We start from the raw sequence: 23825 nt of genomic DNA, 5'->3' as shown, positions 1-23825 counted from the left end.
CCAAGACCGGAGACACACCACTGATGTCCTATGACCAGCAGTACCCGCATGAATCCGCACTGCCGGCGGCCGGCGTCCAGCTGAACCACACTGCCATCTACGCAAGCGATCGGCACCTGTCTGCCGAGTTCCTCGCCGCGGTCCTGGGCTTGAAGGTCGGCGCCCCGTTTGGGCCGTTCCTGCCCGTCGACCTTGGCAACGGCGTGACGCTCGACTACTACGAGAAGAAGGACGAGCCGATCCAGTCGCAGCACTACGCCTTCCTCGTCCCTGACGAGCAGTTCGACGCCGTTATCGCCCGTCTGGAGGTGGTCGGGGTCGCCTACTACGCCGACCCCAGCCACACCGAACCCGGCCAGATCAACCGTCTATTCGGTGGTCGCGGCGCCTACTTCGACGACCCGGACGGTCACAACATGGAGGTCATGACTCGGCCTTACGTCCGCCCTTAGGGCGCGACAGGGCTGTGATCAAGGGGTGCCTAGGGTGAGGTCTTTGATCCAGATCATCGAGGCGCGCAGGTGCAGTCCGGCGAGGTAGCTGTCCGGGGTCTTGTCGTATCGGGTGGCGATGCCCCGCCAGGACTTGAGCTTGTTGATCAGGCGCTCGACCGTGTTCCTCTCCTTGTAGAGGTCGGCGTCGTGGTTGACGGGCCGGCCGCCCTTGGAGCCCCTCTTCTTCCGGTTGGCGGCCTGGTCCGACTTCTCCGGGATGACTGCCTCGATGTGGCGTTTACGCAGGTGGGCCCGGTTGCCGCGGGACGAGTAGGCCTTGTCCCCGGCGACCGCGTCCGGCCGGGTGCGGGGACGGCCGACAGGACCGCGGACACGGATCCTTCCCAACACTGGGATGAACTGCGGACTGTCAGCGGCTTGTCCAGCGGTCAGGACGAACGCCAGCGGGCGCACGGCACTGGCGGCCGTCCGGGCACCCGTCGAGCACGGCTTTATCCACCTCAAGAACTGGCGCGTCCTCGGCAAGGTGCGCACCGACCCCGCCTGGGTGACCGCCCTGGTCAGGGCCTTGCTGGTCCTCACGAATCGCGAAGTCGCCCGATGACCGACGATCTTTACCGGAGTCACCTGCCAGCGACCAGCACGAGCATCCTGATACCCACGCACACCAGCCCTGTGACCAGCAACTGCAGCTTGAAGGTGGACGACGCGTGTCGAGGAACCTGATGTCCGTCCGTTCCCGTTCGGGCGACCCGTGCGGACCGCGCGGGTCGCCCGAACGAGCAATCCCCGTGGCACGACGACGATGTGGGTGCGGGACCAGCTGGACGACCTCTGACGAGACAAGGGGCACCGCACCCAGCCGCCCCCAACTCACCGCCGGATGGCGACGCCTGGCCGTGCGGGCACCGATCCTCCTCTGTGCGGGGCTGGGGCCCCATTTCGGGAAGCGTCTTCTCCTGCTGCACCACGCTGGTCGCGTCACCGACCTCGATCGCATAACAGCCCTTGAAGCGGTGTCCTACGACCCCGATCGGGGCCGGCTGGACCGTTGCCTCCGGCTTCGGCCCGAAGGCCAACCGGTACCAGAACCTGTGCGCTCAGCCCAAGACCCTCGTCCAGTTCGGTAACCGCTCGCACACCGTCACCCCCCATTTCCTCCGGTCCGAGGGGGCGCCGAGATCCTGGCCGACTACATACGCCGACACCCGCACGGCTCGTCGGCTGTGCGCGTTCATGAGCCTTCCCGTAGACGGCGGCAAGGCGGGCGATTCCCTTCGTTCGGCTCGGCGCCGCCGACGGATTCACCCGGGCCCCGCGCGGGCACGCCCAACGCCCCGGACCAGGTGTCCGGGGCGTCGGGCCGCGGTGGCCGCTTTCCCTTACACCGCGGCGATACCCTCCATGCCGGATGCGGCGAAGGCAGGCAATCCGGTGGCGGTGGTGACCTTGGTGAGGGCGCCGTTCCGTTCTATGCGGAAGCCGTCGATCGTTCCGGAGACGGCGTTCTGCACGTACAGGAACCTCTCGTCCTGCGTCACCGCCAGGTCGATGACCCCCTGGGACTTGGCCGACGGCGGGGTGGCGATGCCGACGTCGTTGGTGAGCGCGAGCCTGCCGCGGGCGTCGGTGCGGTAGCCGGTGACGGTGGAGCTGCCGGTGTTGCCGCCGTAGAAGAAGTCACCCGCGCGCTCCAGCCAGCACAGCGTGTCCTGGCCGTTGGCCAACGGCTGCTGGACGACCTTGAGCCGGCCGTCGGCGCGCACCTTGTACGTGCTGACCGTCGATTTGGCGGCCTCCGCGACAAGCATGCGGCCGGCCCTGTCGAAGGTGATCGCGAAGGGCACCTCGCCGGCGGAGTCGTTGATCACGGCGCGGTGGGCCGGGCGTCCGTCGTGCCGTATCGGAAAGACCTCGATGGTGTTGGCGGACTTGGTGGTCACGACCAGGGCCCGGCCGTCCGGAGTGAAGGCGACCTGGCCGGGCGAGCTGCTGAACAGCGGCACCATGTCGTTGTCCAGGCCCAGAGAGCGCTGCGAGTCCCGCAGCGGCTTCAGCCCCTTGTCGGTGATGCGGAAGCCCTGGACGCTGCCGTCGCCGCCGGCGTTCATGACGTAGGCGAGAGAGCCGTACACCGCGATCGAGGCTGGGAAGTCCCCGCCCGAGTCCACCACTTGCCGGTGCGTCAGCCTCTGCCCGCGCACCTCGAAGGAGGCCACCGTGCCACTGCCCGCGTTGACCGCCAGCAGCAACCCCGACCTCTTGTCGTAGACGAGGGAGCCCTGAGACGCGAGCGAGTCCGTGGGAGCGTCGACCTGATCGCCCCCCTTGCCGCCGGTGGCGAAGCGGCCGGCGGCGCTCAGCGCACCATCGTCGCCGCGCTTGAAGACGTGGATGGTGTTGCCGTCGAGTTCGTTGTCCTGCACGAAGACCGCGTGGTCGGCCTTCGCAGGCTCCGCGGCCCGGCCGCCGGGCTCGCCTGCCGAGGCGACTGTCACGGTCACGACGGCCGCCGCGGCGGCGAGGATCCCGGCACCAGCGCCCAGCAGCCGGACCTGTAACGGTGACCTGCGCCTTGTATGCCTGCTCATGCGTTCCTCCTCGGGACTCGTGCCGCCACCGGCCGTGGTGGACGGGACCAGAGTTGCCGGTGGAGGCATCGAGGCAGGACAGTTTTCAGGGGCACGTCAGGCTCTCGTAAGATCTGCGGCTCTCCTCCTGGGGCACCCGCTCAGGAGCCGCTCCAGGAAGTTCATGGAAAGCGGCCCGAACCGCTGCCGATCTCTTTTTGCACTGTGCAATGCTCGACTCGGAGGCGCGGTCTGCACGTGGAAGTCGGCGTCGGCCAGATCGACCATCGCCCACGCGGCCTCGGCCGCTCCGGAGTCACTGACCCGCACTTGGGCACAGTTGGCCATCGCCCGCGGCCATCGTGGCGCCAATGACGACCACCACCACGTTGAGCGACACGGACTTCGCCGCCCCGATCCAGGACCGCTATTTCGAGGACTAGGTTCCGGGCTCGGTGTACGTCTACGGCAGCATCACGATGACCGAGGAACCGAGGAGGAGATCCTCCGCTTCGCCGGGAAGTTCGACCCCAAGAGCATCCACACAGACCCCGAGGCCGCCGAACTGGGTCCCTTCAAGGGACTGATCGCCAGCGGCTGGCACACCGCCGGCATCATGATGCGCCTATACGCCGACCACTACGTCGGCAAGGTCGCCAGCCTCGCCTCCCCCGGCGCCGACGAACTGCGCTGGGTCCGCCCGGTCCGGCCCGCCGACAGCCTCTCGATCCGTACGACGGTCCAGCAGGCCCGTGTCTCCCGCTCCAAACCGGACCGCGGACTCGTGCACACCGCCATCGAGGTGCTCAACAGCGCGGCGGAGCGCGGCTGAACACGCGTGTATCGGCTGGTGTTCACGCACGCGACGGCGGATAGGGCGCTGCCTGCCGGGCCAGGGGACGTCGTTCAGGGCGAGGATCTCGGAGCGTGGATCGCAGGACAGGCAGCCGGGTGGAACCGGCTCGACCAACTTCCGAGCTCGGCACCGGGGTTCAACCCGCGTGAACCGGCCTGCGATCCGGCTCATCAGGCCCTCGAACGCCTCCCACCAGCGGGCTGGGTACAATGTGACCTGCGGCCACCGCGTGATCGGTTGTCTTCACACACCATGATCAACGGTGGCCTCACCCGTCTCCACAGTGCGTCAGGGTCGCGCAGGTTCGCCTGCCGTCCCCGTGTCAGGAGGACATGTGCAACGTGGCGAAGTCTGGTGGGTGGGGTCCGACGAGCGGCGACTGTTCGTACTGCTGCCGGGAGATGACCCGTCCGGGATCCGGGCGATGCAGGTCGTCGCGCCGGCGGGCGTCAACCTGAGCGGTCTGGGCGTCGAAGTGCGAGTTGGCGCCATGGAAGGGCTGCCCTTTGAGGGCGTGCTGCGGCTCGCGTTCCCGCGTCCAGGCTTTACCCCTTGCACGTGGCTGACCACCGTCTCACGGGATGACCTGATCGAGCGGGTGGCCGTCCTGTCCTCGGCGAAGCTCAGCGAGATTGACGATGCCCTCCGACTCGCTGAACAACCACAGGAGCAGACCCCGGCAATGACCGCGAAGCTCAGCGAGATGAGGGACGCCCTCCGTCGCGGTGCACTCGGGTAGAGGGAGAAGGAGCCGACGGCGTGGGCGGTCTCGGCCAGATGGTCGACGCTGTCCGACTGTTGCCTCGGCGCCCCTCACCATCGCGATCACGAACTGCGGCTGGAGTACAGGCGGGCCCGCAGGTCGTCCACCAGCGCTGCCGCTGCCCCCAGGCCTGAGGCCGCCCCATACACGTGGTAGTCCGGACGGATCAATACCGCGTCGGCCTCGTGGCGAGCCAGGAAAGTGCGGTAGACGCCGCCCACGTCGGCCACCGACATGTTCTGCGGCGTCCCGTCCTCGGGGAGCAGCCTCACGACGTGCGTACCCAGATCCGTGAGGAATGCCGACTGTTCCACGTTGAGGTCGGCGTCCGCGCCCTCTGCCAGCATCAGAACGAAGCCGCGGCCGACCACATCATCGAAAAGGCCCGTGCCTCTGAGGCCGCGTATCTGACCCTGGGGGACCACCTCGCCCGCCGGGGATATGGGTGACCCGTCTACCCTCCGGTGACGGAGCCCCTCTGTGAGGGGCAACGCCGGGTCCGGGACCGCCGGACCGCGGCCGCGGCGGCCCGCCAGGATCGTGGAATCGCGCTCGGCCGCAGCCATGGGGTCCGTCACGCAGATCACCCGGCCCAGCTGGACCGAGGACAGGATCGACTTGTGTACCTGCGCGCGGCGTTCCTCTGTGTAGGTGTCGAGAAGCGACTCCGGGGCGAGGCCGCGCACTACCAGGTCCAGCTTCCACGCCAGGTTGGCGACATCGCGGATGCCCGAGCACATGCCCTGCCCGGCGAACTGCGGCATCAGATGGGCCGCGTCCCCGGCCAGCAGTACCCGACCGACCCGCCACTGCTCGGCCGAGCGGGACTGGAAGATGTATGTGGTGCTGCGCAGCAGCGTCGCCCTGTCGGGGGTCACCCCGTGGGGAGCGAGAAGCCGCCAGGCAGTTTCCTCCCGGTTCAGGCCCGCTGCACGCTCGCCGGGCAGCCGCATGAACTCCCAGCGCCGATGCCCCGGCCCGCTGCCGACCAGGGTAGTAGGCCTAGCAGGGTCACAGATCTGGACGTTGGTGGGGTCGAACCTGCCCGGCTCGTGCAGTTGCACATCGCACAGCAGCCACTCGTAGGAGAAGCCGAGATCGGTGACCGGCACATCCAGATGGTCCCGGACGAAGCTGTTGGAACCGTCACAGCCCACCACCCACCTCGCGGTGTACGTCTGGGCTGTGCCGTCTTCGTCCTCGGCCGTCACCACGACCCGGTCGTCTTGCTCTTCGATTCCCACCACCTGGCGGCCCTGTACCACCGTCACGCCGGGCAGCCCGACTGCGCGCGAGGCTAGCAGTTCCTCGAGGGCGGGCTGGTGCATGGTATTGGCGTCAGGCCACCCGTACGGGCCTTCTGTGCGAAAGACGATGTCGAGGAGGACCTCGCCGTCGGCGGAATGCCACTGGTAGCCGGTGGCGGGCTCGGTGATCCGGCCGAGGCTCGGGCCCGTCCCGCAGCCGGAGAGCAGCCTAGCTCGTCAACAACCACGCCTACGCGCTGGCCTCCCCACGCCCGCTGAGCTCCGCGCACACGAGAACGCCGGCTCCCCGCAGTGCGGGGAGCTGGCGTCTCGGCAGGACTTCTTACGGGGTGACGCAGCCGATCGAGCCGACCGGATGGTTGTTGCCGGTGGAGGTGGCGGTGAATCCGAAGGTCACGCTGCCGTCCGGCGCGACGGTCCGGTTGTGGTCGACGTTTCTGACCGTGACCGTGCCGTCGGATCCGGTACTGAGCGTGCCGTTCCAGACCTGGCTGAGCCGAGTGCCGGTGCCGAGCTGCCAGCGCACGGCCCAGCCGTTCATCGGTGCCGTGTTGTGATTCATCACCTGCACAGAGCCCTGGAAGCCACCGTTCCAGGCGTTGGTCACCGAGTAGACGGCCATGCAGCCGCTGTGCGGGTCGGTCGGGGTGGGGGTCGGCGTGGGCGTGGGGGTCGGCGTGGGCGTCGGGGTGCCGCCCGAGCCGCGGATGCCGGTCACCTCGCCGTTGCCGCCGTCGAAGACGATGTCGGAACAGGAGAAGAAGTTCTCCTGGCTGTCCGAGCGCACCCACTGAATGAACAACACCGCGTCGCCCGAGCGGCCCGCGGGCAGGTTCAGGTTCCAGAAGTAGTGACCGGAATCGCTGCCCACCGACCCCGACTGGGCGGGGTTGGTGACGGTCTGGATGAGCTCCAGGTCGCCCCAGCCCAGCGGGGAGCCGGGCGAATAGCCGGGCTTGGACAGGTACACCCGGAAGTCACCCGGGTGCGCCGCCCAGTTGCTGTACCGGACCTGCATGCTCTTCCCGGAGGTCAGATGCGTGCGGGGCCAGTCGGCGCGGGCGGCGTTGTAACCGGTGAAGTTGTACGGGGAGCGGTCACCGGCGCTGCACAGCTTGCCGTCCGGAACGTAACCGGCGCCGCGACCGCCCGCGTTGGAGTCGAGCACGGCGAACCAGTTGTACAGCGCCGTCGATCCGCTCTCGGCCAGCGCGGCCTTGCACGCCGGGTTTGTCGGGTCCAGGGCGCCGGTGCCGGTCTTGGCGTCCTGGTAGCAGAGATACGTCCGCGAGCCGGGCATCATCGCCACCCCGTGGGCCTGCGCGCTGCCCTGGCCGAGCAAGGCCAGACCGAGACCGCTCAGCAGGGTGGCGAGCACCGCCGCCCAGGAGAGGAGCCGGTTTCTGCGTCGAACCATGGTGCCTCCTGTCGTTCCTTTGCTGTCCGCTGTGGAGCCCCCGCCCGCCCGGGGAAGAGGTCGCTCCGGGCGGGCGAGGGAGTGTGGGGAGGTAGGCGGATCAGGCGGGCGGAGCGCCCCAGGCCAGGGTGGTGCCGAGGTAGCCGGGGATCGCCGGGGCGTCGGTGTAGGAGGTGGCGGTGGTGCGGCTGTGGTCGCCGACCTCGTTGAACGCGGACCAGTCGGACTTGGCCATGCGCAGCTGGAGGTCACCGGTCTCCCGGCCCGCGGCCAGCGAGCCGGCCGAGAAGCCGACCTCCAGATAAGCGTCCGCGCCCGCGACCGGGGTGCTCAGCGGGACGACCCTGAGCTTGACGTTGCAGCAGCCGACCGCGGCGTAGTCGCACCAGGCGCTCACCGTGGACGCGCCGCCGTCCCGGGTGAAGTAGTAGCGGGCGGTCACCCCGGCCAGGTCGAGAGCGGCGCTGCCGGTGTTGGTGATCCGCAGGCCGGAGCGGATGGCGTTGTCGGTGGCCGAGGAGTCGTTGTTCTTGTAGGCGACCTTGAGACCGCCCGCCGGGTCGGGGCCGCCGCCGCCCGTCTCGGTGGTGACGCTCAGCGCTGCGGAGGCGGCGGAGACGTTCCCGGCCGCGTCACGGGCCCGCACGGTGGTGTCCGTGTACGTGGTTCCGGCGGCCGGCGAGCCGACCCGGGTGCCGTTGCGGTACACCTCGTACCCGGTCACGCCCACGTCGTCGGTGGCCGCGCTCCAGGCCAGGGAGACGCTGCTCGCGGTCTTCGCGGTGGCCCGCAGTCCGGTCGGGGCGGACGGGGCGGTGGTGTCACCCGGGTCGGTGCCGCCCGTCGGCACGGCGGGGTAGGCGTTGCGCACCAGCATCAGGAACTGGTTGTGGAACCAGTGGCCGGCCAGCGGTGCGTCGGGCAGCGCCCCGGTCTTGTTGTTGCCGGCGTTGGACGCGGTGTAGTCGGGGTCGCACATCGGGTCCGCGCGCTTGCCCTCCTCATTGGGGATGTCCTTGCTGGCCCCGTCGGACTCCCCCGGCGGCTTGACCCACAAGAGGGCGTCGAGATGCGAGTCGGGGTATCCGGAGGGCGTGGCCTGCGGCGGCTGTCCGAGCCCGGCTCCGCTCGCGTTGCACCACAGTCCGCGGTGGGCACGGCGGTCGGCCTTGGACTCGGTGACGTAGGTGTCGAGGGTGGTGCTGGTGCTCTCCGCGGTGGGCCGCGCGGCGCCGCCCCAGCCGTTGCGGGAGGTGTCGATCACCAGACCGGTGGAGGCGGGCCAGCCCGCCGAGACCAGCGCCCGGTGCACGTTCTTGGTGAAGTCCACCTCGTCGAAGTTCGGGTTCCACTCGTAGAACTTGCTCGACTTGACCATGTTGCCGCCGACCGTCATGTCGGGGTTGGTCAGGAACGGCTCTTCCAGCGGCGTGTAGTTGGCGACGTTGGTGATCAGCCCGTCGACGCTGCTCAGCCCGGCCGCGGTGCCCCTGGCCACCTCGGTGTACTGCTGCAAGGTCTGGGTGAGGTTGTTGTCCCAGCCGAGCCAGCCGGAGTGCGCGTAGTCCAGGTAGGTGTACACGTTCGGGATGGCATGCAGCTTGTCCAGAGCGTACTGGATGCCCTTGACATACACGCCGCTGCTCTTGGCCTGGGCGCATTCGGGGTCGGCGGTGTTGGTGACCAGATTGGGCAGGCTGTCGGGCTCGATGACCGTGGTGATGCGGACGTCCTGGTACTTGGGGTTCTTGAGGACGTGCGCGATGACGTCGATGTACTCGCTCTTGTAGCGGTCCAGACCCGCCTGGGTGAGCGGGAGTTCGCCGCTGGAGGCGAGGGCGGCGCAGTCCCGTCCCGGCAGGTCGTACACCACAAAGGTGGCGGTGATCGGCTGTCCGGGCTTCTTCTGGGCGAGCGCCAGGTCGAGGTGGTTGGCCAGACTCTTGCGCCCTGCGTTGGCCTCACCGCCGTGGACGGCCGCGATCCGGTCCAGCCAGACGGCGGTCGGATAGCTCTTGACCTTCTCCATCTTCGCCTTGAGCGTGGCGTCGGAGGTCTGCGCGATGGACGTGTCCACGTGCTCGGCGTAGTCGGCGTTGAGGTAGAAAGTCGCCCCCGCGAAGGGGTTGTCGACATGAGCTTCCGCCGCTGCCGCGGGCTGTCCCGCGATCTGGCCGGCCACCCCGAGCATCAGGGTGGCCAGGGCGGTGGCCAGAGCTGCCGACCGTCGGCGCGTGCGCGGCAGCCAGGCGCCGACGGCTCTGGTCGGGTGGGTCATCGGTGTCCTCCTTCGTGGATACCCCGGCCTTCAGGCCGGGGAGGGAGCGAAGCTCCTGCGGAGCAGGGCAGGGGAAGCCGGTTCGCCGCCAGGGCGGACCGGGGTCCACCGTCCACCTGCCGACACCCGCTGCCCACACGGAAGTTGTAGGGTTTGGGTTGTGACGCAGCAGGTCAAGCGGGCATTCAAGTACCGCTTCTACCCCACGAACGAGCAGGCGGCTGAGCTGTCGCGCACGTTCGGCTGTGTCCGCCTCGTCTACAACAAGGCGCTGGAGGAACGCACCCGGGCCTGGTACGGCGAGCAGCGCCGCGTCTCCTACGTGCAGTCCTCCGCCGCGCTCACGGCGTGGAAGAAGACCGGGGAACTGGCTTTCCTGACGGAGGTGTCCCCGGTTCCGCTGCAGCAGGCGCTGCGCCATCTGCAGACGGCGTTCGGGAACTTCTTCGCCCAGCGCGCGAAGTACCCGCGCTACAAGAGCCGCAAGAAGTCCCGCGCGTCGGCCGAGCACACCCGCAGCGCCTTCACGTGGCGCCAGGGGAAGCTGACGCTGGCGAAGATGACGCAGCCCGTGGACGTTTGCTGGTCGCGTCCGCTGCCCGAGGGGACGGAGCCGACCACGGTGACGGTGTCCCGCGACGCGGCGGGTCGCTGGTTCGTGTCCCTGCTGTGCCAGGACAGCATCGCCCCGGCCACCGCCACCACAGGGGCGATCGGCCTGGACGCCGGGGTCACCTCCCTGGTGACCCTGTCCACCGGGGAGAAGGTCGCCAACCCCCGGCATGAGCGGCGTGACCGTGTCCGCCTGGCGAGGGCGCAGCGTGAGCTGTCGCGGAAGGTGAAGGGCTCCAACAATCGGGAGAAGGCCCGACGCAGGGTCGCCCGCGTGCATGCGCGGATCGCCGACCGGCGCCGGGACGTCCTGCACAAGCTGTCGACTCGTCTCGTCCGTGAGAACCAAACGGTCGTGATCGAGGACCTCACCGTCCGCAACCTGCTGAAGAACGGCACGCTCGCACACGCCATCAGCGATGCGTCGTGGACACACCTGCGCTCCATGCTGGAGTACAAGTGCGCCTGGTACGGGCGCGAGCTCGTCGTGATCGACCGCTTCTTCCCCAGCAGCAAGCTGTGCGGGAACTGCGGGACGGTCACGTCGAAGCTGCCGCTGAACGTCCGTGCGTGGACGTGCGAGTGCGGCGCGGTGCATGACCGCGACGTGAACGCGGCACGCAACATCCTGGCCGCCGGGCTGGCGGCGTCTGCCTGTGGAGACGGTGTGAGACCTCAACGGGAGTCCTCCCGGACGGGGCGGTCGTCGGTGAAGCAGGAACCCCAGCGGGCGACCGCTGGAATCCCCCGCCTTTCGGCGGGAGAGGAAGTCAACTGCCCGAGCTTGTCGTCGAGCGTCATCCGGGAGAGCAGATCGGTGACCCGCTGGGGCACCGGAAGGGAGGGGTCCTGATACGGCAGGGCGACGGCGGCCGTGGGGACCTGGGCGGGCGGGGCGGCGGCAAGACCGGTCAGCGCGAGGGTCGTGGCGCACAGCGCGGGCACGAGGGCGGGGCAGCGGGTCCGGGAACGTAAGGGCACGCTGGGGCGTGAAGTCGGCGTGCGGTGTGCGGACACGGTGCGGCTCGGGCTCATGGGGTGCGGCCTTTCCGGGTGCGGGCCGGAGGGGCGGACGTGGGGGCCGGGGCCCGCCCCCGTCGGTGCGGGAAGGCGGGGCGGGCCCTGGAGAAGGCCGGTGCGGCGCACCGGCCTCGGTCAGGCGCTGGTGCAGGCCGTGCCGTTCAGGGTGAAGGCGCCGGGCTTGGCGAAGGTGCCGCTGTAGGTGCCCTGGAAGCCGAAGGTCTGGCTGCCGCCGGCGGCGATCTGCGCGTTGTGCGCCACGGGACTCGCCGTCACCGCGCCGGAGGAGCCGGACAGGGTGGCGTTCCATGAGCTGGTGACGCGCTGTCCGGAGGGCAGGGTGTAGCCGAGCTGCCAGGTGTTCAGGGCGGTGGTACCGGTGTTCTTGACCGTCACGTCGGCGGTGTAGCCGCCCTGCCAGACGTTGGTCGCGTAGGTCACCTGGCAGGCCGTGGACGGCCCACCGGGGCCGCCCGGGTCGCCGCCGCCACCGAGGTTGACGGCGGAGGAGAAGGAGTTCACCGCGAGTCCGGCGCCGTTCTGCCACGGCTCGAACCCGGCCTGGACGCTCGTCAGGTACCAGCTGTTCTGCGCCAGGCCCCGGGCCACAGCCTGGTCGACGAAGTCCATGACATCGAAGCTCCAGCTGCTGATCGCCGAGGGAGCGACGAAGGAGATCACGTCGTTGGAGCCGTTGCTGCCGGTCCACACCTCGAAGGTGCGGCCGCCGACAGTGGTGTTGCCCACCGGCGAGCCGATCGGCTGGATCGGGCCCACCCGGTTGAACCAGATCATGATCTCGGTGCGGTTGACGCCGTCGGTGCGGGGCGTCGGGTCCAGCCAGATGTCGTACGAGGCGTTGTACACGGCGCCCGAGACATAGCCGTAGGAGATGCTGCTGGGCGCGCTGGAGATGGTGCTGAGCTGCGCCGGAAGGTTGGTGCCCGGCGAACAGTTCGCGTAGTGGCAGCCGTTGAACACCGACGGGTACGACTTCGGGGCGCCGTTGGTGGGCACCGAGCCGTCGGCCTGGGTGAGGCGGAAGCCGGTGTCGGTGGCGGTGACGCACTGGGTGGCGCTGGTGCCCCAGCGGTTGTTCTGCACGACGTAGCGGCCCTGGATGACGGTCGAGCCGTACTGCTCGCAGATCGTGGTGTCGGCCTGGGCCGGCGGTGCGGCGACGAGGAGAGCCGCGAGCGCGGGGAAAGCGGAGAGCAGCGCGGCGAACAGGCCGCGCACGGGTCGGGGACGGTGCGGTAACGGTCGCATGCGTGTGCCTCTCTCGAACGTGGCTCGGCTGTGCCGGAGCCGGCACGGGAGCGCTCCCACCTCCCCACTGATGGGAGCGCTCCCACCCCACCGGTTCGGCTCGGACTGTAGGAGTTCGCCCATGTCCGTGACAACCCTGTGCGCGCGAATGCATCGAATGGATTTCGACGTCGCAGGTCAGGCGGGCACATCGCAACCTTTCGATGGACGCCGGGAGTTGGGAGCGCTCCCGAAAGTTTCGCCCGCGCTCGTCCGCGGCCCTCAGGCCGAGTCGCGCACCACCAGCCGGGTGCGCAGGATGACATGGCGCCAGGCGACCTCCGGCTGTTCCATCTCCTCCATCAGCAGCCGCACCATGGTCCGCCCGACCTCCTCCAGCGGCTGCCGGACCGTCGTCAGCGACGGCTCGGTGTGCCGGGCGAGCGGGAAGTCGGCGAAGCCGATCACCGCGACATCCTCGGGCACCTGGCGGCCGGCCGGCCGCAGCACCGGATGAGACAGCAGACATGCTCAACCAGCTCGTACGGGACATCGAGCATGGACCTCTCACGGCATCTACTTGTCCAGCAGCAGCGAGGACAGGCATCGGGAACGCCGCCTTTTCATCGAACAGAGTCCGCGTCTGGAGGCAGTGAAAGAGCTGGCCGAGCATCCGATGGAACAGGTTCCGGAGAGCGGCCGGATGGAAGTCACCGCGGGCCCGGCGGCGCCGGTAGTGGGCATTCGCGCCGCCGGAGGCGGTCAAGGCGGAGAAGGCCCAGAGAAAGCCCGCGTCGTGCAGGCGGTTGTTCTTGATCCGTCTGCGGCCGACGTAGTGGTGCTTGCCGGAGGCCCTGGTGATGGGGGCCGCGCCCGCGTACGCCTTCAGCCCACGGGCGTTGTCGAATCGCGACCGGTCGTCGCCGATCTCGGCGAGGATGCGGGCGCCGAGTTGGGCGCCCAGGCCCGCAAAGCTCAACATCACCTCGGAGTCGGGGTGTTCGCGGAACGCCTTCTCGGTCGCTTCAGCGAGTTCGTCGACCGTGTGGCAGGCCGCGTCGAGCTGCCGCAGCAGTCCGAGCATCTGCTGGCCCAGGGCCTCCTCGACGAGCTTCGGGTGACGGGCCTGCGGCTGCGTTCCGCCTCGGCCTCGATGCCTCTCACCCGGCCCGCTCGCTTCAGGGCTGTGCACAGCCTCTTCCGGTTGGTGCCGGCCGAGGCTGTGCACAGCCTCTTCCGGTTGGTGCCGGCCGCCTTGCCCGGGGCGGGCGCCACCACCAGGATCGCGCGGGTCTCCGGCCGGCACAGTCCGTTCTGCCAGCCCGCGACAGCCTCCAAGGCCGCCGGGTAGTAGCACCGCAGCAGGGACCTGAGCTGGTTGGTCAGCTGCCGTCGGTTCCATGTCGCATCCTGCTGGGCCCGCGCCAACACAGCCACGGACTGAGCGAGCGACGTGCTCTGGCCGCTGACCGGCTTCGACAGCTTCGACCTGCTGCACACGGGCCGCGGTGCCCCCGTCGACGAGGTCGCCGACCTCCTGGTGACGACCTCCGAGCGCAGCCTGTGCCGCTGATCGGGCGGCCAGTGCGGTCAGCCGGTAGCACGGCGTCGTACGGCGTCCAGGAGCGCCGCCTGGACCAGTACGGCGTCCGCGTCGGCACCGACCCAGCACCGCGATCAACAGTCCTGACTCTGCCTCACCCGCGAACGACCACTCCACGAACCGTCTCCTGACTGGTCAGATGAGGCAGGTGTCGAGCGTTACTGCGCACCGCTTGATGGCGATCGAAAGCGGGCCACGATCTGGTGTGCGTACTGATCCTCCGGGCCGAAGTCCTGGACCGCTCGATGGGCCTCCTGGCCCGATTTTTCTCGCACAGCAGCCGAACAAGGACGTACAGAGCGTCACGGTCACCGTGTTTGGCGCGGCTGCGCAGAACCGCCTCCATCCCCTGATCGCGAAGCGATCTGTTGAGTCTCCGACGTGCATGGACATCCGTGAGAGCGAGTTCCGTAAGTTCGGAGAACCGCTCCGCACGGGCGAGCAAATCCATGTGCCACAGATGGTTGTCGTGCGTGTAGTGATCGGTGGAGTAGTACTCGGCGTGGGCGCTTACCAACGCGATGGCCGCATCCCAGTCCCGGAGCCTGTTCCGCCGCCCGGGCCTGCTCGAACCAGTCCACAGGACGAGTATCGCGTAGCGCTGTCTCGTACAGCGTGGTGGGATTTGTTGCCGATGAAGGTCCGCGAGGCCCAAGCGCCTGCCGCCGCCCGCCAAATGCCCTCAAAACGACCTCTCGCCGGGTCCTGTGACACGGTGCGACCGCGTCTCGGCGAAAAAAGTAATTGAGATGGCAACCTTTCCGCTCTGCGTGGCCACTTAGGCGTGTACCGACGAGGGCGAGCCGTGGTCAGCGGCGCTACGCCCTCTGTGTCACCACCCGATCGGAGCATTACGTGTCATCAGAAGACCCGAGATCCGCCGAGCAGCCGATGCCTCGGGGTCGCACGCCCCGCCGTAGCCGGATGCGCCTCCGCTTTGTCGCGGGGGCGGTGGCGGTGCTCGCCGTCTCGGCCGGTGTCGGCGCCTTGGCGCCCAGCGCGGGCGCCGCGGCGACCATCGGCATCCGTGTGGATGCCGGTACCTCCTTGGGCACGGTGCCCAGCAGTGGTTTCGGCCTCAACACGGGCTACGGCGACGAGCACATGGGGGACCCCAAGGTGACATCGCTGATGAAGGGCGCGGGAGTTCGGCAGCTGCGCTATCCCGGCGGCTCCGGCGCGGACGACTACCACTGGAAGACCCACACCTACGGCGACGGCAGCGGCTGGATCCCCTCCAACACCGACTTCGACCACTTCATGGCCACCGCGAAGAAGGTCGGCGCCCAGCCGATCCTGACCGCGAACTACGGTTCCGGCACCCCCAAAGAGGCCGCCGACTGGGTCAAGTACGCCAACGTCGACAAAGGTTACGGCGTGAAGTACTGGGAGATCGGCAACGAGGTCTACGGTAACGGGCACTACGGCGACGGCAAGGGCTGGGAAACTGACAACCACGCCGACAAGAGCCCGAAGGAGTACGGGAAGAACCTCGTCGCCTACTCGAAGGCGATGAAGGCCGTGGATCCGAAGGTGAAGATCGGAGCGGTGCTCACCACTCCCGGCTTCTGGCCGGATGCGGAGAAGGCTGCCGGTGACACCGCCGACTGGAACAACACGGTGCTCTCCATCGCGGGACGCTCGATCGACTTCGTCATCGTCCACTGGTATCCGGGCGGCACCACCACGGCCGACCTGCTGAACACCCCCTCCCGGATCGCCGGTGTCAGGTCCTCGCTGCGCTCGCTGATCGCCAAGTACGCGGGCTCGCGCGCTGCTTCGGTGGAGATCGCGGTCACTGAGACCGACGCCGTCGGCTCGCCCGCCTTGACCAGCCAGGCCGCGGCCCTGTTTGCGCCGGACACCTACATGACCTGGTTCGAGCAGGGTGCCACCCACGTGGACTGGTGGAACCTGCACAACGGCTCTGGCGAAGCGCCCACCACCGTCCACGGCGAGACCGACTACCGGGACGGGGGCATTCTCTCCGCCGGAACCTGCGCCGGGGGGAAGTGCGAGCCGCGGCGCGACACGCCCTTCCCCACCTACTGGGGCATCCGTTCGCTGACCGCATTGGCGAAGCCTGGCGACACCATGGTCAAGTCGTCCTCGCGTAACTCGTCGGTCGCCGTGCACGCGGTGCGGAGCAGCAAGGGCGGTCTGAACGTCATGCTGATCAACAAGAGCCCGAAGGACGCGGCGCAGGTGTCGCTCTCGTACGCCGGATTCACCCCGGCCGCAGGGGCGGTCACGACCGTTTCGTATGCCAAGGGAGACACTGCCTTGACGACGGCGAAGCGGGGCACGGCGGGCGCACAGAAGCTGCCGCCGTACTCGATCACGACTCTTCAGCTGAAGCCCGCGTCGGGGACCGTCAGTGCTGACAAGCCGTCGCCCGCCCCCACACCGACCGCCGTCACGCCGGTTGTCTCCGCCCCCGGCACTACCGGCACCCGTGCGCAGGGGGAGGTCGGCGCACTCGTCAGCCAGGCGACCCCGAGCAGCACGTCCGGCGACCTGGCTTCCACCGGGGCGAGCAACGCTGTTGTCACGTACAGCGCCCTCGGTGGCCTGCTGGTCATCGCTGCCGGCGGCGTGCTGGTGCTTCGCGGACGTCGCCGCAGGGGTTTGCACGGGAAGTGAGAACGCGAGAGTGACTGACGGCCCGGCAGCAACGCCACCCACCCGTGGCGTGCGCGCCGGGCCGTCGGCCTCCGAGCCGGCGTCGGCGGTCAGGAATCAACCACGAAGCCAACTTCTACCGAGCAACCACGAATCTCCAGGTCACAGCCAACATCTGAGATCTCTATCGAACCCGGAACGGTTCACCTCCCGCCCTACGCTCCACCAGCGGAAACGCAACCCTCAAGTCCGGAAGGACTATGAGGATGATCTGGTGCCGCTTTGAGCGGTGGCGACTCGCGCGCAGACTGGCTAGGTGCCTTTCTGTCGCTCTGTCGGTCACCAGAAAGCACTCCTTTCGGACCTCGCTGTCGGCTGTGCGACCTCGGGCGCGCGCAGACCGGAACTCCCCTTGCCCAGCGGGCAAGGGGAGTTCCGGTGGGCTTGAACCGGATACCGGTGTCAGCAGGAGCTCAAGCCCGTGAAGCCGACGCGGACGAGCTTCCACTGCTGGTTCACGCCGCCCCAGTCCGAGTACTGGATGATGCCGGTCCCGTCCTCGGAGGAGAAGCCCGGTACCTCGACGGCCTTCCCGCTGTTGCGGTTGATCAACCGGAAGTATCCGTCCGGTGAGTCCGCCAACCGGAACTGCTGGTTCGCGCCACCGTGGTCGCTCCACTGGTGGATGGCGGCGTTGTCGGCCGTCGACCAGCCGGAGACGTCCAGCAGCTTGCCGGAGTGCCTCGCCTTCAACCGGTAGTAGCCGTCACCGGAGTCCACGAACTGGAACTGCTGGTTGGTCCCGTTGGTCCGGGCCCACTGCGTGAGCGCGGCGCCGTCCTCGGAGCTCACGCCCGCCACGTCCAGTGCCTTGCCGCTGTTGCGGTTGACTATGACGTACCAGGCGTTCGTTTCCACAGTGCCCGGTTGCGCCGCCGGCCCGCACGCGCGCAAGTCGAAGCGTTCCACCCGCACTTTGCCGCCGAGGGCCCTGGTGGCGTGGTTGAAGACGGCGAAGCGGTAGCCCATGAAGAAATGAGGTCTCTCGTTCATGGTGAAGGCCGGGCCGAGCCGGGTGAAGGTGGTGCCGTCGGTGCTGTAGGAGAACGTCGCCTGGCGGCCCGGCCCCGGGCTGATGTCGGCGGCGGCACGCAGCCAGACGCGGCTGCCGGACGCGGGGAGGTCGGCGCGGGCCTGCTCGGTGCCGGTGCTGCTGGTGTTCCAACTGGCGTCCATGGTCAGGCCGTCGAACATCACCAGCCTGCTGACGCCGTTCTGCCGCGTGACGCCGATCCAGGCGGAGGAGTCGCGCAGCATCGCCAGCCCGGCCCGGTCGCCGTCCGCCATCCCGGAGTAGTCGAGCACGACGGTCGCGGTGGAGGCGGGGCCCTGGATGCGGCGGGTGAGGGTGTTACGGGCGCTGTAGAGGTCGTCGGTGACGGTGGCGGTCCTGAGGGTGAGCCCGTTGTTGACGGTGAACGCGGCGGTGTCGGGGTTGTGGTTCCACTCCCAGTGCGGCGCCAGCGCCGTCCCCTCGAAGGTATCGGCGCCGGTCATCGGCGGGAGCGGGTGCGGGGTGACCGGGTAGGGGTATGTCTCCCCCCACGCGCCGTCGACGGTCTGGAGCTTGGGCCACCCCTCAGCGTTCCAGGTGACCGGGGCCAGGGCGGGAACGCGGCCGCCGGGGTAGGCGTCGATGAAGCCCATGTAGTACCAGTCGCCGTTCGGGGTGTCGACCAGCGAGCCCTGGTGCGGTATACCGCCGCGGGGGATCGGGCCGGGCAGGTCCAGCAGCACCTCCCGCATCTCGTACGGGCCGAAGGGGCCTGAGGTGGACTTCCAGATGTACTGGCCGTTGGGCGGGCGGGTGACGAAGATGTAGTAGTTCCCGTTGAACTTGTAGAAGCGGGAGCCCTCCATCAGGTGCAACGCGTCGGGCTTGGTGAGGACGTGCTCGGACCTGACCTCGGTGCGCATGTCCGGGGAGAGCTGCGCCACGCGGATCTCGTTGGCGCCGTACGCCACATACGGGGTGCCGTCGTCGTCGAAGAGCAGCCCCGCGTCGTAGTAAATGCTGCCGATCTCGGCGTGCCGGGTCCAGGGGCCCGCCGCGGCGGTGGCGCTGTATACGTACGACCGCTGCCAACCGATCTGGCCCAGCCAGTAGAAGGTCTTGTCTCTGGGGCGGTAGCGCATCGAGGACGCGTAGATGCCCTGGACGTACGCCCGTCCGCCGTTGAGGTCGTACGCGTCGCCGAAATCGAGGACCGGCACCGAGTGGCCGATGAACTCCCAGTTGACCAGGTCGTAGGAGCGCAGGACGGGCGCGCCCGGCGAGAAGTGCATGGTCGATCCGGTGTAGTAGTACGTGTCGCCGACGCGGATGACCTCGAGGTCGGCGAAGTCCTGCCAGATCACCGGGTTGGTGAACCGCTCCTGCTGGGCCGTCGTGGCCGCCGCCGCGCGCATCGTGCCCATTATCGGCAGTGTGGCGCCCGCGGTCAGGCCGGCGGTGACCGCCATGACTCTCCGGCGGCTGTGGGGGTGTTGGAGCCAGGACATGAGAGATCAGCTTCCTCACGGGTAGGGGGACCGAGAGACCGAAGTTCGAAATGTCGGACGTCATTCTCGGATGGCGTCGAGGATCTGGTAGAGGGTGAGCTCGCTGTATCGGCTTTTGGGGCCAGGCGCTGCTCGGTCAGGAACGCGTGGGCGGCGGTGACCAGGGTGACGTGGTGATGCCGGCCGGTCCAGGAGCGGCCCTCGAATCCCGGGACCGGGGCGGGGAGGGGCTCCGGTCCCGGGAGCGGGGGTCATCCGGCGGTCAGTGTGGTCCACTTCTGGTTGGAGCCGCCGTGGCAGTCCCAGAGGTGGAGTTGTGTGCCGTCGGTGGTGGCGAAGCCGGGATCGTCGAGGCAGCGGCCGGAGGCGGGGTTGCGGTAGCCGCCGTTGTAGGGCTGCCAGATCTGGTTGGAGCCGCCGTGGCAGGCCCAGAGCTGCACCTTGGTGCCGTTGGCCGTGCCGAAGCCGGCGGCGTCGAGGCATTTGCCCATGGAGCGCAGGGTGCCATCGGTGTAGGCGGACCAGTACTGGTTGATGCTATCGCCGCAGCTCCAGCTCTGGACGGCGGTCCCGTCGGCGGTGCCGAAGCCGCTGACGTCCATGCACTTGCCGGCGTTGTCGGACTGTACGTGTGCGGGGGCGGGGGCGGGGTTCCTCAGCCACCCGGCGCTGTCCGCGGACTGGATGCCGCGGTGGAAGGCGTCGGCCATCTTCTGGTAGCCCGCGTCGTTGGGATGCAGGGGGTCGGCCAGGTCGGCCGTGGTCAGGCTGCTCATGTCCACGTATGCGACGTGCTTGCCCGCTGACTGTGCCTCGCTCACGATCTGGGGGATGGCCTGGTTGTACGCGGCACGGTACTGCTCCTCCGAGCCGAGGGTGGACACGACCAGGGAGGCCACGAGGACGGTCGCGTCAGGGACGTCGGCGGTGATCTGGTTGACCAGCGACTTCAGCCGGTCGGCGGCGGTGGAGACCTCATAGCTCCCCGCCAGGTCGTTGGTGCCGATCATCAGCGTCACGACGTTGGGCCGGTAGCGGGTCAGCGAGGCGTCGGCGAGTTCGGCGATCTGGTGGATCCTGTATCCCTGGTGACCTTGGTTGTCGGGGTCGGACATCGAACCGCCCCGCAACGTGCCGACGAAGTCCAGCGGATGGCCGTCCGCCGCGAGCATGTCCCACAACGGACCCCGGTAGCCGTTGCCCGTGCTGCTTCCCACGCCCCAGGTTATGGAGTCGCCCAACGGCATGACCCGCAAGGGCGTGTTCGAGGCGGCGGAGGCAGGTGCCACACCTGCTGCCGTCATCCCGAGCGCGGCCATGACCAGCGTGATGAGGGACAGTATCCAAGGCTTTCTCATGCAGTCGTCCTCTTCTGCGAGTGAGTGCTGAATCTGGCGGGGGCTGTTCGCCGTTCGTGTCGGCAACTCGGCTGCTGCGTCGTCCCGTTGGCATCGGCGGACACATGACGTACTGACGGAACGGCGTGGTGAGGAACCTGTGCGTAGCGGCTGTCCGCGACCGCTCCCACAACGGGCGGGCAAGCCCGGCCCCCTCCCAGTCAAAGCACTGGCCGGCCACGGGGGGCGTTGTCACGTTGTCGGGTGAGTAGGGCCTGACGGTGTGTCGAGGCATGGTTCAGTCGGGCTCCGGGCCCGGTTCGGCGTGCGTCGTTGCCCGCGAACGTCAGGAACACCGGAGCCGGACCTGTGTCATGCCACCGGCTAGCGCTGCAGTGTCAGCACGCCCGGCCGGTAGGGCAGGAGGCCGTAGTCCCCGCCGTCGGTGCTGGGGTCGCGCCCCTGGTAGAGGAACTGCAGATTGCAAGGGTCAATGGTCTTGGTCTGGTCGGGGTTGGTGCGAACCAGATCGCCGTGGCTGATGTCCCTGGTCCAGGCCGTCGCGCCGCTGTTGGCACTGCCGGCGAAGGGGCTGGTCACGGTGTCGGCCCCGGCCTGCGGTGTCCACGTGCCGCCCAGGCTGGTGGCCGTGAACGAGCGGAAGTAGCGACCATACCCTGTGTAATTCTGGGCCTCGACGATCATGAGGTACTGGTTCTGACCCTGGACCTTGTAGACCTCCGGCGCCTCGAACAGGTTGAGCGCCGTGTCGCTCATGATCTTCGTGGCCGAACCGAAGGTGCCCGGGAAGTTGCCGATGGGCATGCTGGACCGGTAGATGTCGCCCTCGTCGTTGGCGAAGAACATGTACATGTTCGTGTCGTCGCCGATGAGGGTCACGTCGAGAGGGCCTCCCTTCGGGAGGGTGCCCGTGAACAGCTCCTGCTGCGCGGACCAGCCGTTGGGGTTGGTGGGGTCGCTCGAGGTGCGGTAGGAGAAGCTGTACGGCCAACCCCCGTTGTAGGCGAGCACCCAGATGTTCTTCGGGGCGAAGTAGAACAGCGTCGGCGCGATGCCATCGAAGGGAATCGTGTTCTGCGTGGCGGAGGCCATGTCGGACCAGTTCGTGAAGGGGCTGAAGGTCGTCAATCCCCAGCGCCCGTCGTCACCGGCGAGGGTGTTGTGCGTCGTGGCATAGACGATGTGCTTGCCGTTGGAGACGACGCTGGTGAAGTCCTTGAGCGAGGCCCACCCCGCCTTGGGGTTCGCCAGCGGGCCGGTTGATGTCCAGCGGTAGGTCGACGGAAGAGCACACGCGTTGCTCGCTCCGGACAGGCCGGTCCATTTCTGGTTGGTGCCGCCGTGGCACGACCAGAGCTGCACTCCTGTGCCGTTGGCCTTGCCCCAGCCCGCGACTTCCAGGCACAGGCCGGACCGCACGCCGACGATCGTGCCGTCAGGGTTCACCCGCCACTGCTGGTTGTCACTGCCGTTGCACGTCCAGATCTGCACCGGGGTCCCGGAGGTGGTGGCGCCGCCCCGGACATCCAGGCACTTGTTGCCGTATACGGTCAGCTGGGCGCTGTCCGTCAAGGTCCACTGCTGGTTGGTTCCGCCGTGGCAGTCCCAGATATGCACGTTCGCGCCGTCGGTCTGGCTGAAGCCCGACACATCGAGACAGCGGCCGGAATCGACACCGCGCACGTCGCTGGTGGTGGCCGCCTGAGCCGGGCCGGCGACAAGCAGCGCCGCCAACGCGGCCAGAGCCGCAACCACGGCGGCGAGCACCACCGACGGACGTCTGCGGCTGAAACTACGTCTGCACATAAGGACCTCGTCATCCCTGAGCAAGCGACCCCGGTCCACCCCATCAGAGGCCGTCCGGGCGCCGACGTGGCACGACTCTGTCCGATATGCCGAACAAGGGTCGAAGTGTCGAGCAAGAGAATGCTAGACATCCCATGAATGACGTCAATACTTCTCACATGATTCGCGAACAGAGACGCTCGCAGACTGAAACCAGGCGGCCTCAAGTCCCCTGCTTGTACGGACCTTTGACTGAGGGTCAGGTATAGGTGCGGGCGCGGGCTGGACAGGCACCGTTGCAGTACTGGTTGCCGCCGCTCCCGAAAAGGTTGCCGCGCGGTCCAAGTTGAGGGCGTGAGGGGCCACGGGCAGCGGATGCAGGCGGGTGCGTTCGACCGTCTAGCGCGGAGGCCGGCGCCCTGCCTGTCTCGCGGTGGACGCGGGTGCTGACCTGCCGCCAGAAGATCGCGCAGGCCCCGCGGAGTTCGGCGAAGCATCCGCGCTCCTCCCGCAGGTTCGCGGAGGTCGGAATCAGGTCCGTCTTCGCGATGCGGACGGTGGCCTCCCTGCCCCCATTTGGACTTGGGACCGAACGGGACGCAGGTGTGTGCTTGCAGGCCGTAGTGGCGTCCTGCGGCCACGACTTGAGGATGTCGGACCGCGATCCCGGCGACCCGGTCGATGGTCACCGGATCTGTCCTTCGTGGATACCCCGGCCTTCAGGCCGGGGAGGAAACGAAGCTCCTGCGGAGCAGGGCAGGGAAAGCCGGTTCGCCGCCAGGGCGGACCGGGGTCCACCGTCCACCGGACGACACCCGCTGCCCACACGGAAGTTGATAGCGTGTGACGTGTGACGCGGCAGGTCAAGCGGGCGTTCAAGTACCGCTTTTACCCCACGAAGGAGCAGTCGGCTGAGTGTCGCGCACGTTCGGCTGTGTCCGCCTCGTCTACAACAAGGCGCTGGAGGAACGCACCCGGGCCAGGTACGGCGAGCAGCGCCGCGTCTCCTACGTGCAGTCCTCCGCCGCGCTCACGGCGTGGAAGAAGACCGAGGAACTGGCTTTCCTGGCCGAGGTGTCCTCGGTCCCGCTGCAGCAGGCGCTGCGCCATCTGCAGACAGCGTTCGGAAACTTCTTCAGCTTCCTGGACAGCTCACCGGCCGTCGGGAACGCCTCTCGGGCCGCGCGGGCATCCTCGCGGGCGCGCTCCGCGTCGTTGAACACCACCCGGGCACACCCGAACGCCCTGGCCAGCGCGCTGCGTTGGACGATGTCCGGGTACAGCCTGAAGGCGTACCGGAGCTGCATGACCATCACGACACATACCTGGGTCATGGCCGACATGCGGAAGATCAGAACCGGGCGGCACTGCACTTTCGTGATGTGGCTCCGCCGGGAGCAGCCCTCGT

13 protein-coding genes and 9 pseudogenes are annotated in these 23825 nt (G+C 68.4%); 7 read left to right on the top strand and 15 right to left on the bottom strand.

Annotated features, from left to right (window positions below; translation table 11 throughout):
* Window positions 1-23: 23 nt before the first annotated feature.
* Complete coding sequence (locus tag QF037_RS46200) at window positions 24-452, top strand: VOC family protein (RefSeq protein ID WP_307036010.1); 429 nt, start codon at window positions 24-26, stop codon at window positions 450-452.
* A gap of 18 nt (window positions 453-470) precedes the next feature.
* Here the strand turns inward: QF037_RS46200 and QF037_RS46195 are convergent.
* A pseudogene (locus QF037_RS46195) lies at window positions 471-905 on the bottom strand (IS5 family transposase); the annotation flags it as partial.
* Here QF037_RS46195 and QF037_RS46190 point away from each other — a divergent pair.
* A pseudogene (locus QF037_RS46190) lies at window positions 904-1059 on the top strand (IS5/IS1182 family transposase); the annotation flags it as partial. The pseudogenes QF037_RS46195 and QF037_RS46190 sit on opposite strands and share 2 nt — an antisense overlap.
* A 778-nt stretch (window positions 1060-1837) precedes the next feature.
* Here QF037_RS46190 and QF037_RS46185 read toward each other — a convergent pair.
* Window positions 1838-3046 carry a lactonase family protein gene (locus QF037_RS46185; RefSeq protein ID WP_307036008.1) on the bottom strand — a complete coding sequence of 403 codons (1209 nt, stop codon included), beginning with the start codon at window positions 3044-3046 and terminating at the stop codon, window positions 1838-1840.
* Here QF037_RS46185 and QF037_RS46180 point away from each other — a divergent pair.
* A complete protein-coding gene (locus QF037_RS46180) occupies window positions 3045-3857 on the top strand; it encodes a MaoC/PaaZ C-terminal domain-containing protein (protein ID WP_307036006.1) in 813 nt (270 codons plus the stop codon). The two genes, QF037_RS46185 and QF037_RS46180, sit on opposite strands and share 2 nt — an antisense overlap.
* Window positions 3858-3899: 42 nt before the next feature.
* Here the strand turns inward: QF037_RS46180 and QF037_RS51535 are convergent.
* Window positions 3900-4107: pseudogene (locus tag QF037_RS51535) on the bottom strand (IS701 family transposase); the annotation flags it as partial.
* A 108-nt stretch (window positions 4108-4215) separates the two neighbouring features.
* On the opposite strand from QF037_RS51535, the gene QF037_RS46175 reads away from it, so the two are divergent.
* On the top strand, window positions 4216-4620 hold the full coding sequence (locus tag QF037_RS46175; RefSeq protein WP_307036004.1) for a type II toxin-antitoxin system PemK/MazF family toxin: 405 nt from the start codon (window positions 4216-4218) through the stop codon (window positions 4618-4620).
* Window positions 4621-4706: 86 nt separating this feature from the next.
* On the opposite strand, the gene mhpA is transcribed toward QF037_RS46175, so the two are convergent.
* The 3 genes from mhpA to QF037_RS46160 all read right to left on the bottom strand — a co-directional run bounded on the left by mhpA (window position 4707) and on the right by QF037_RS46160 (window position 9607).
* A complete protein-coding gene (gene mhpA, locus QF037_RS46170; RefSeq protein ID WP_307037741.1) occupies window positions 4707-6119 on the bottom strand; it encodes a bifunctional 3-(3-hydroxy-phenyl)propionate/3-hydroxycinnamic acid hydroxylase MhpA in 1413 nt (470 codons plus the stop codon).
* Between the two features lie 115 nt (window positions 6120-6234).
* Window positions 6235-7329: a lytic polysaccharide monooxygenase gene (locus QF037_RS46165; protein WP_307036002.1), complete on the bottom strand. Its 1095-nt coding sequence runs from the start codon at window positions 7327-7329 to the stop codon at window positions 6235-6237.
* Window positions 7330-7429: 100 nt separating this feature from the next.
* Window positions 7430-9607: a glycoside hydrolase family 6 protein gene (locus tag QF037_RS46160; protein ID WP_307036000.1), complete on the bottom strand. Its 2178-nt coding sequence runs from the start codon at window positions 9605-9607 to the stop codon at window positions 7430-7432.
* A 160-nt stretch (window positions 9608-9767) separates the two neighbouring features.
* On the opposite strand from QF037_RS46160, the gene QF037_RS46155 reads away from it, so the two are divergent.
* The gene (locus tag QF037_RS46155) at window positions 9768-11072 is read left to right on the top strand and encodes an RNA-guided endonuclease InsQ/TnpB family protein (protein WP_307035999.1); all 1305 of its coding nucleotides are present in this window, start codon (window positions 9768-9770) and stop codon (window positions 11070-11072) included.
* A 302-nt stretch (window positions 11073-11374) separates the two neighbouring features.
* Here QF037_RS46155 and QF037_RS46145 read toward each other — a convergent pair whose 3' ends face one another.
* The 3 genes and pseudogenes from QF037_RS46145 to QF037_RS46135 all read right to left on the bottom strand — a co-directional run.
* Window positions 11375-12508 (bottom strand): GH12 family glycosyl hydrolase domain-containing protein, encoded by a 1134-nt coding sequence (locus tag QF037_RS46145; RefSeq protein ID WP_307035997.1) that lies wholly within the window; start codon window positions 12506-12508, stop codon window positions 11375-11377.
* A 261-nt stretch (window positions 12509-12769) separates the two neighbouring features.
* Window positions 12770-12994, bottom strand: a pseudogene (locus QF037_RS46140) (substrate-binding domain-containing protein); the annotation flags it as partial.
* 79 nt (window positions 12995-13073) lie between these two features.
* A pseudogene (locus tag QF037_RS46135) lies at window positions 13074-13942 on the bottom strand (transposase); the annotation flags it as partial.
* A gap of 1072 nt (window positions 13943-15014) precedes the next feature.
* Here QF037_RS46135 and QF037_RS46130 point away from each other — a divergent pair.
* Window positions 15015-16733, top strand: a complete 1719-nt coding sequence (locus QF037_RS46130) for a cellulose-binding protein (RefSeq protein ID WP_307035995.1) — start codon at window positions 15015-15017, stop codon at window positions 16731-16733.
* Window positions 16734-17174: 441 nt separating this feature from the next.
* On the opposite strand, the gene QF037_RS46125 is transcribed toward QF037_RS46130, so the two are convergent.
* The 5 genes and pseudogenes from QF037_RS46125 to QF037_RS46105 form a co-directional block, all read right to left on the bottom strand.
* A complete protein-coding gene (locus tag QF037_RS46125; protein ID WP_307037740.1) occupies window positions 17175-17630 on the bottom strand; it encodes an RICIN domain-containing protein in 456 nt (151 codons plus the stop codon).
* 33 nt (window positions 17631-17663) lie between these two features.
* A pseudogene (locus QF037_RS46120) lies at window positions 17664-19274 on the bottom strand (glycoside hydrolase family 43 protein); the annotation flags it as partial.
* Window positions 19275-19342: 68 nt separating this feature from the next.
* Window positions 19343-19480, bottom strand: a pseudogene (locus tag QF037_RS46115) (IS701 family transposase); the annotation flags it as partial.
* Between the two features lie 45 nt (window positions 19481-19525).
* A complete protein-coding gene (locus QF037_RS46110) occupies window positions 19526-20632 on the bottom strand; it encodes a ricin-type beta-trefoil lectin domain protein (RefSeq protein WP_307035993.1) in 1107 nt (368 codons plus the stop codon).
* Between the two features lie 363 nt (window positions 20633-20995).
* Window positions 20996-22438: a non-reducing end alpha-L-arabinofuranosidase family hydrolase gene (locus QF037_RS46105; RefSeq protein WP_307035991.1), complete on the bottom strand. Its 1443-nt coding sequence runs from the start codon at window positions 22436-22438 to the stop codon at window positions 20996-20998.
* 829 nt (window positions 22439-23267) lie between these two features.
* Here QF037_RS46105 and QF037_RS51215 point away from each other — a divergent pair.
* Window positions 23268-23347, top strand: a pseudogene (locus tag QF037_RS51215) (helix-turn-helix domain-containing protein); the annotation flags it as partial.
* A 206-nt stretch (window positions 23348-23553) separates the two neighbouring features.
* On the opposite strand, the pseudogene QF037_RS46095 reads toward QF037_RS51215, so the two are convergent.
* Window positions 23554-23724 (bottom strand): annotated as a pseudogene (locus QF037_RS46095) (helix-turn-helix domain-containing protein); the annotation flags it as partial.
* Window positions 23725-23825 lie beyond the last annotated feature (101 nt).

The sequence above is a fragment of the Streptomyces canus genome (assembly GCF_030815415.1).
GTDB lineage: Bacteria > Actinomycetota > Actinomycetes > Streptomycetales > Streptomycetaceae > Streptomyces > Streptomyces canus_F.
The sequence above is the reverse complement of the archived record's forward strand: the minus strand, read 5'-3'. Positions and strand labels throughout refer to the sequence as shown.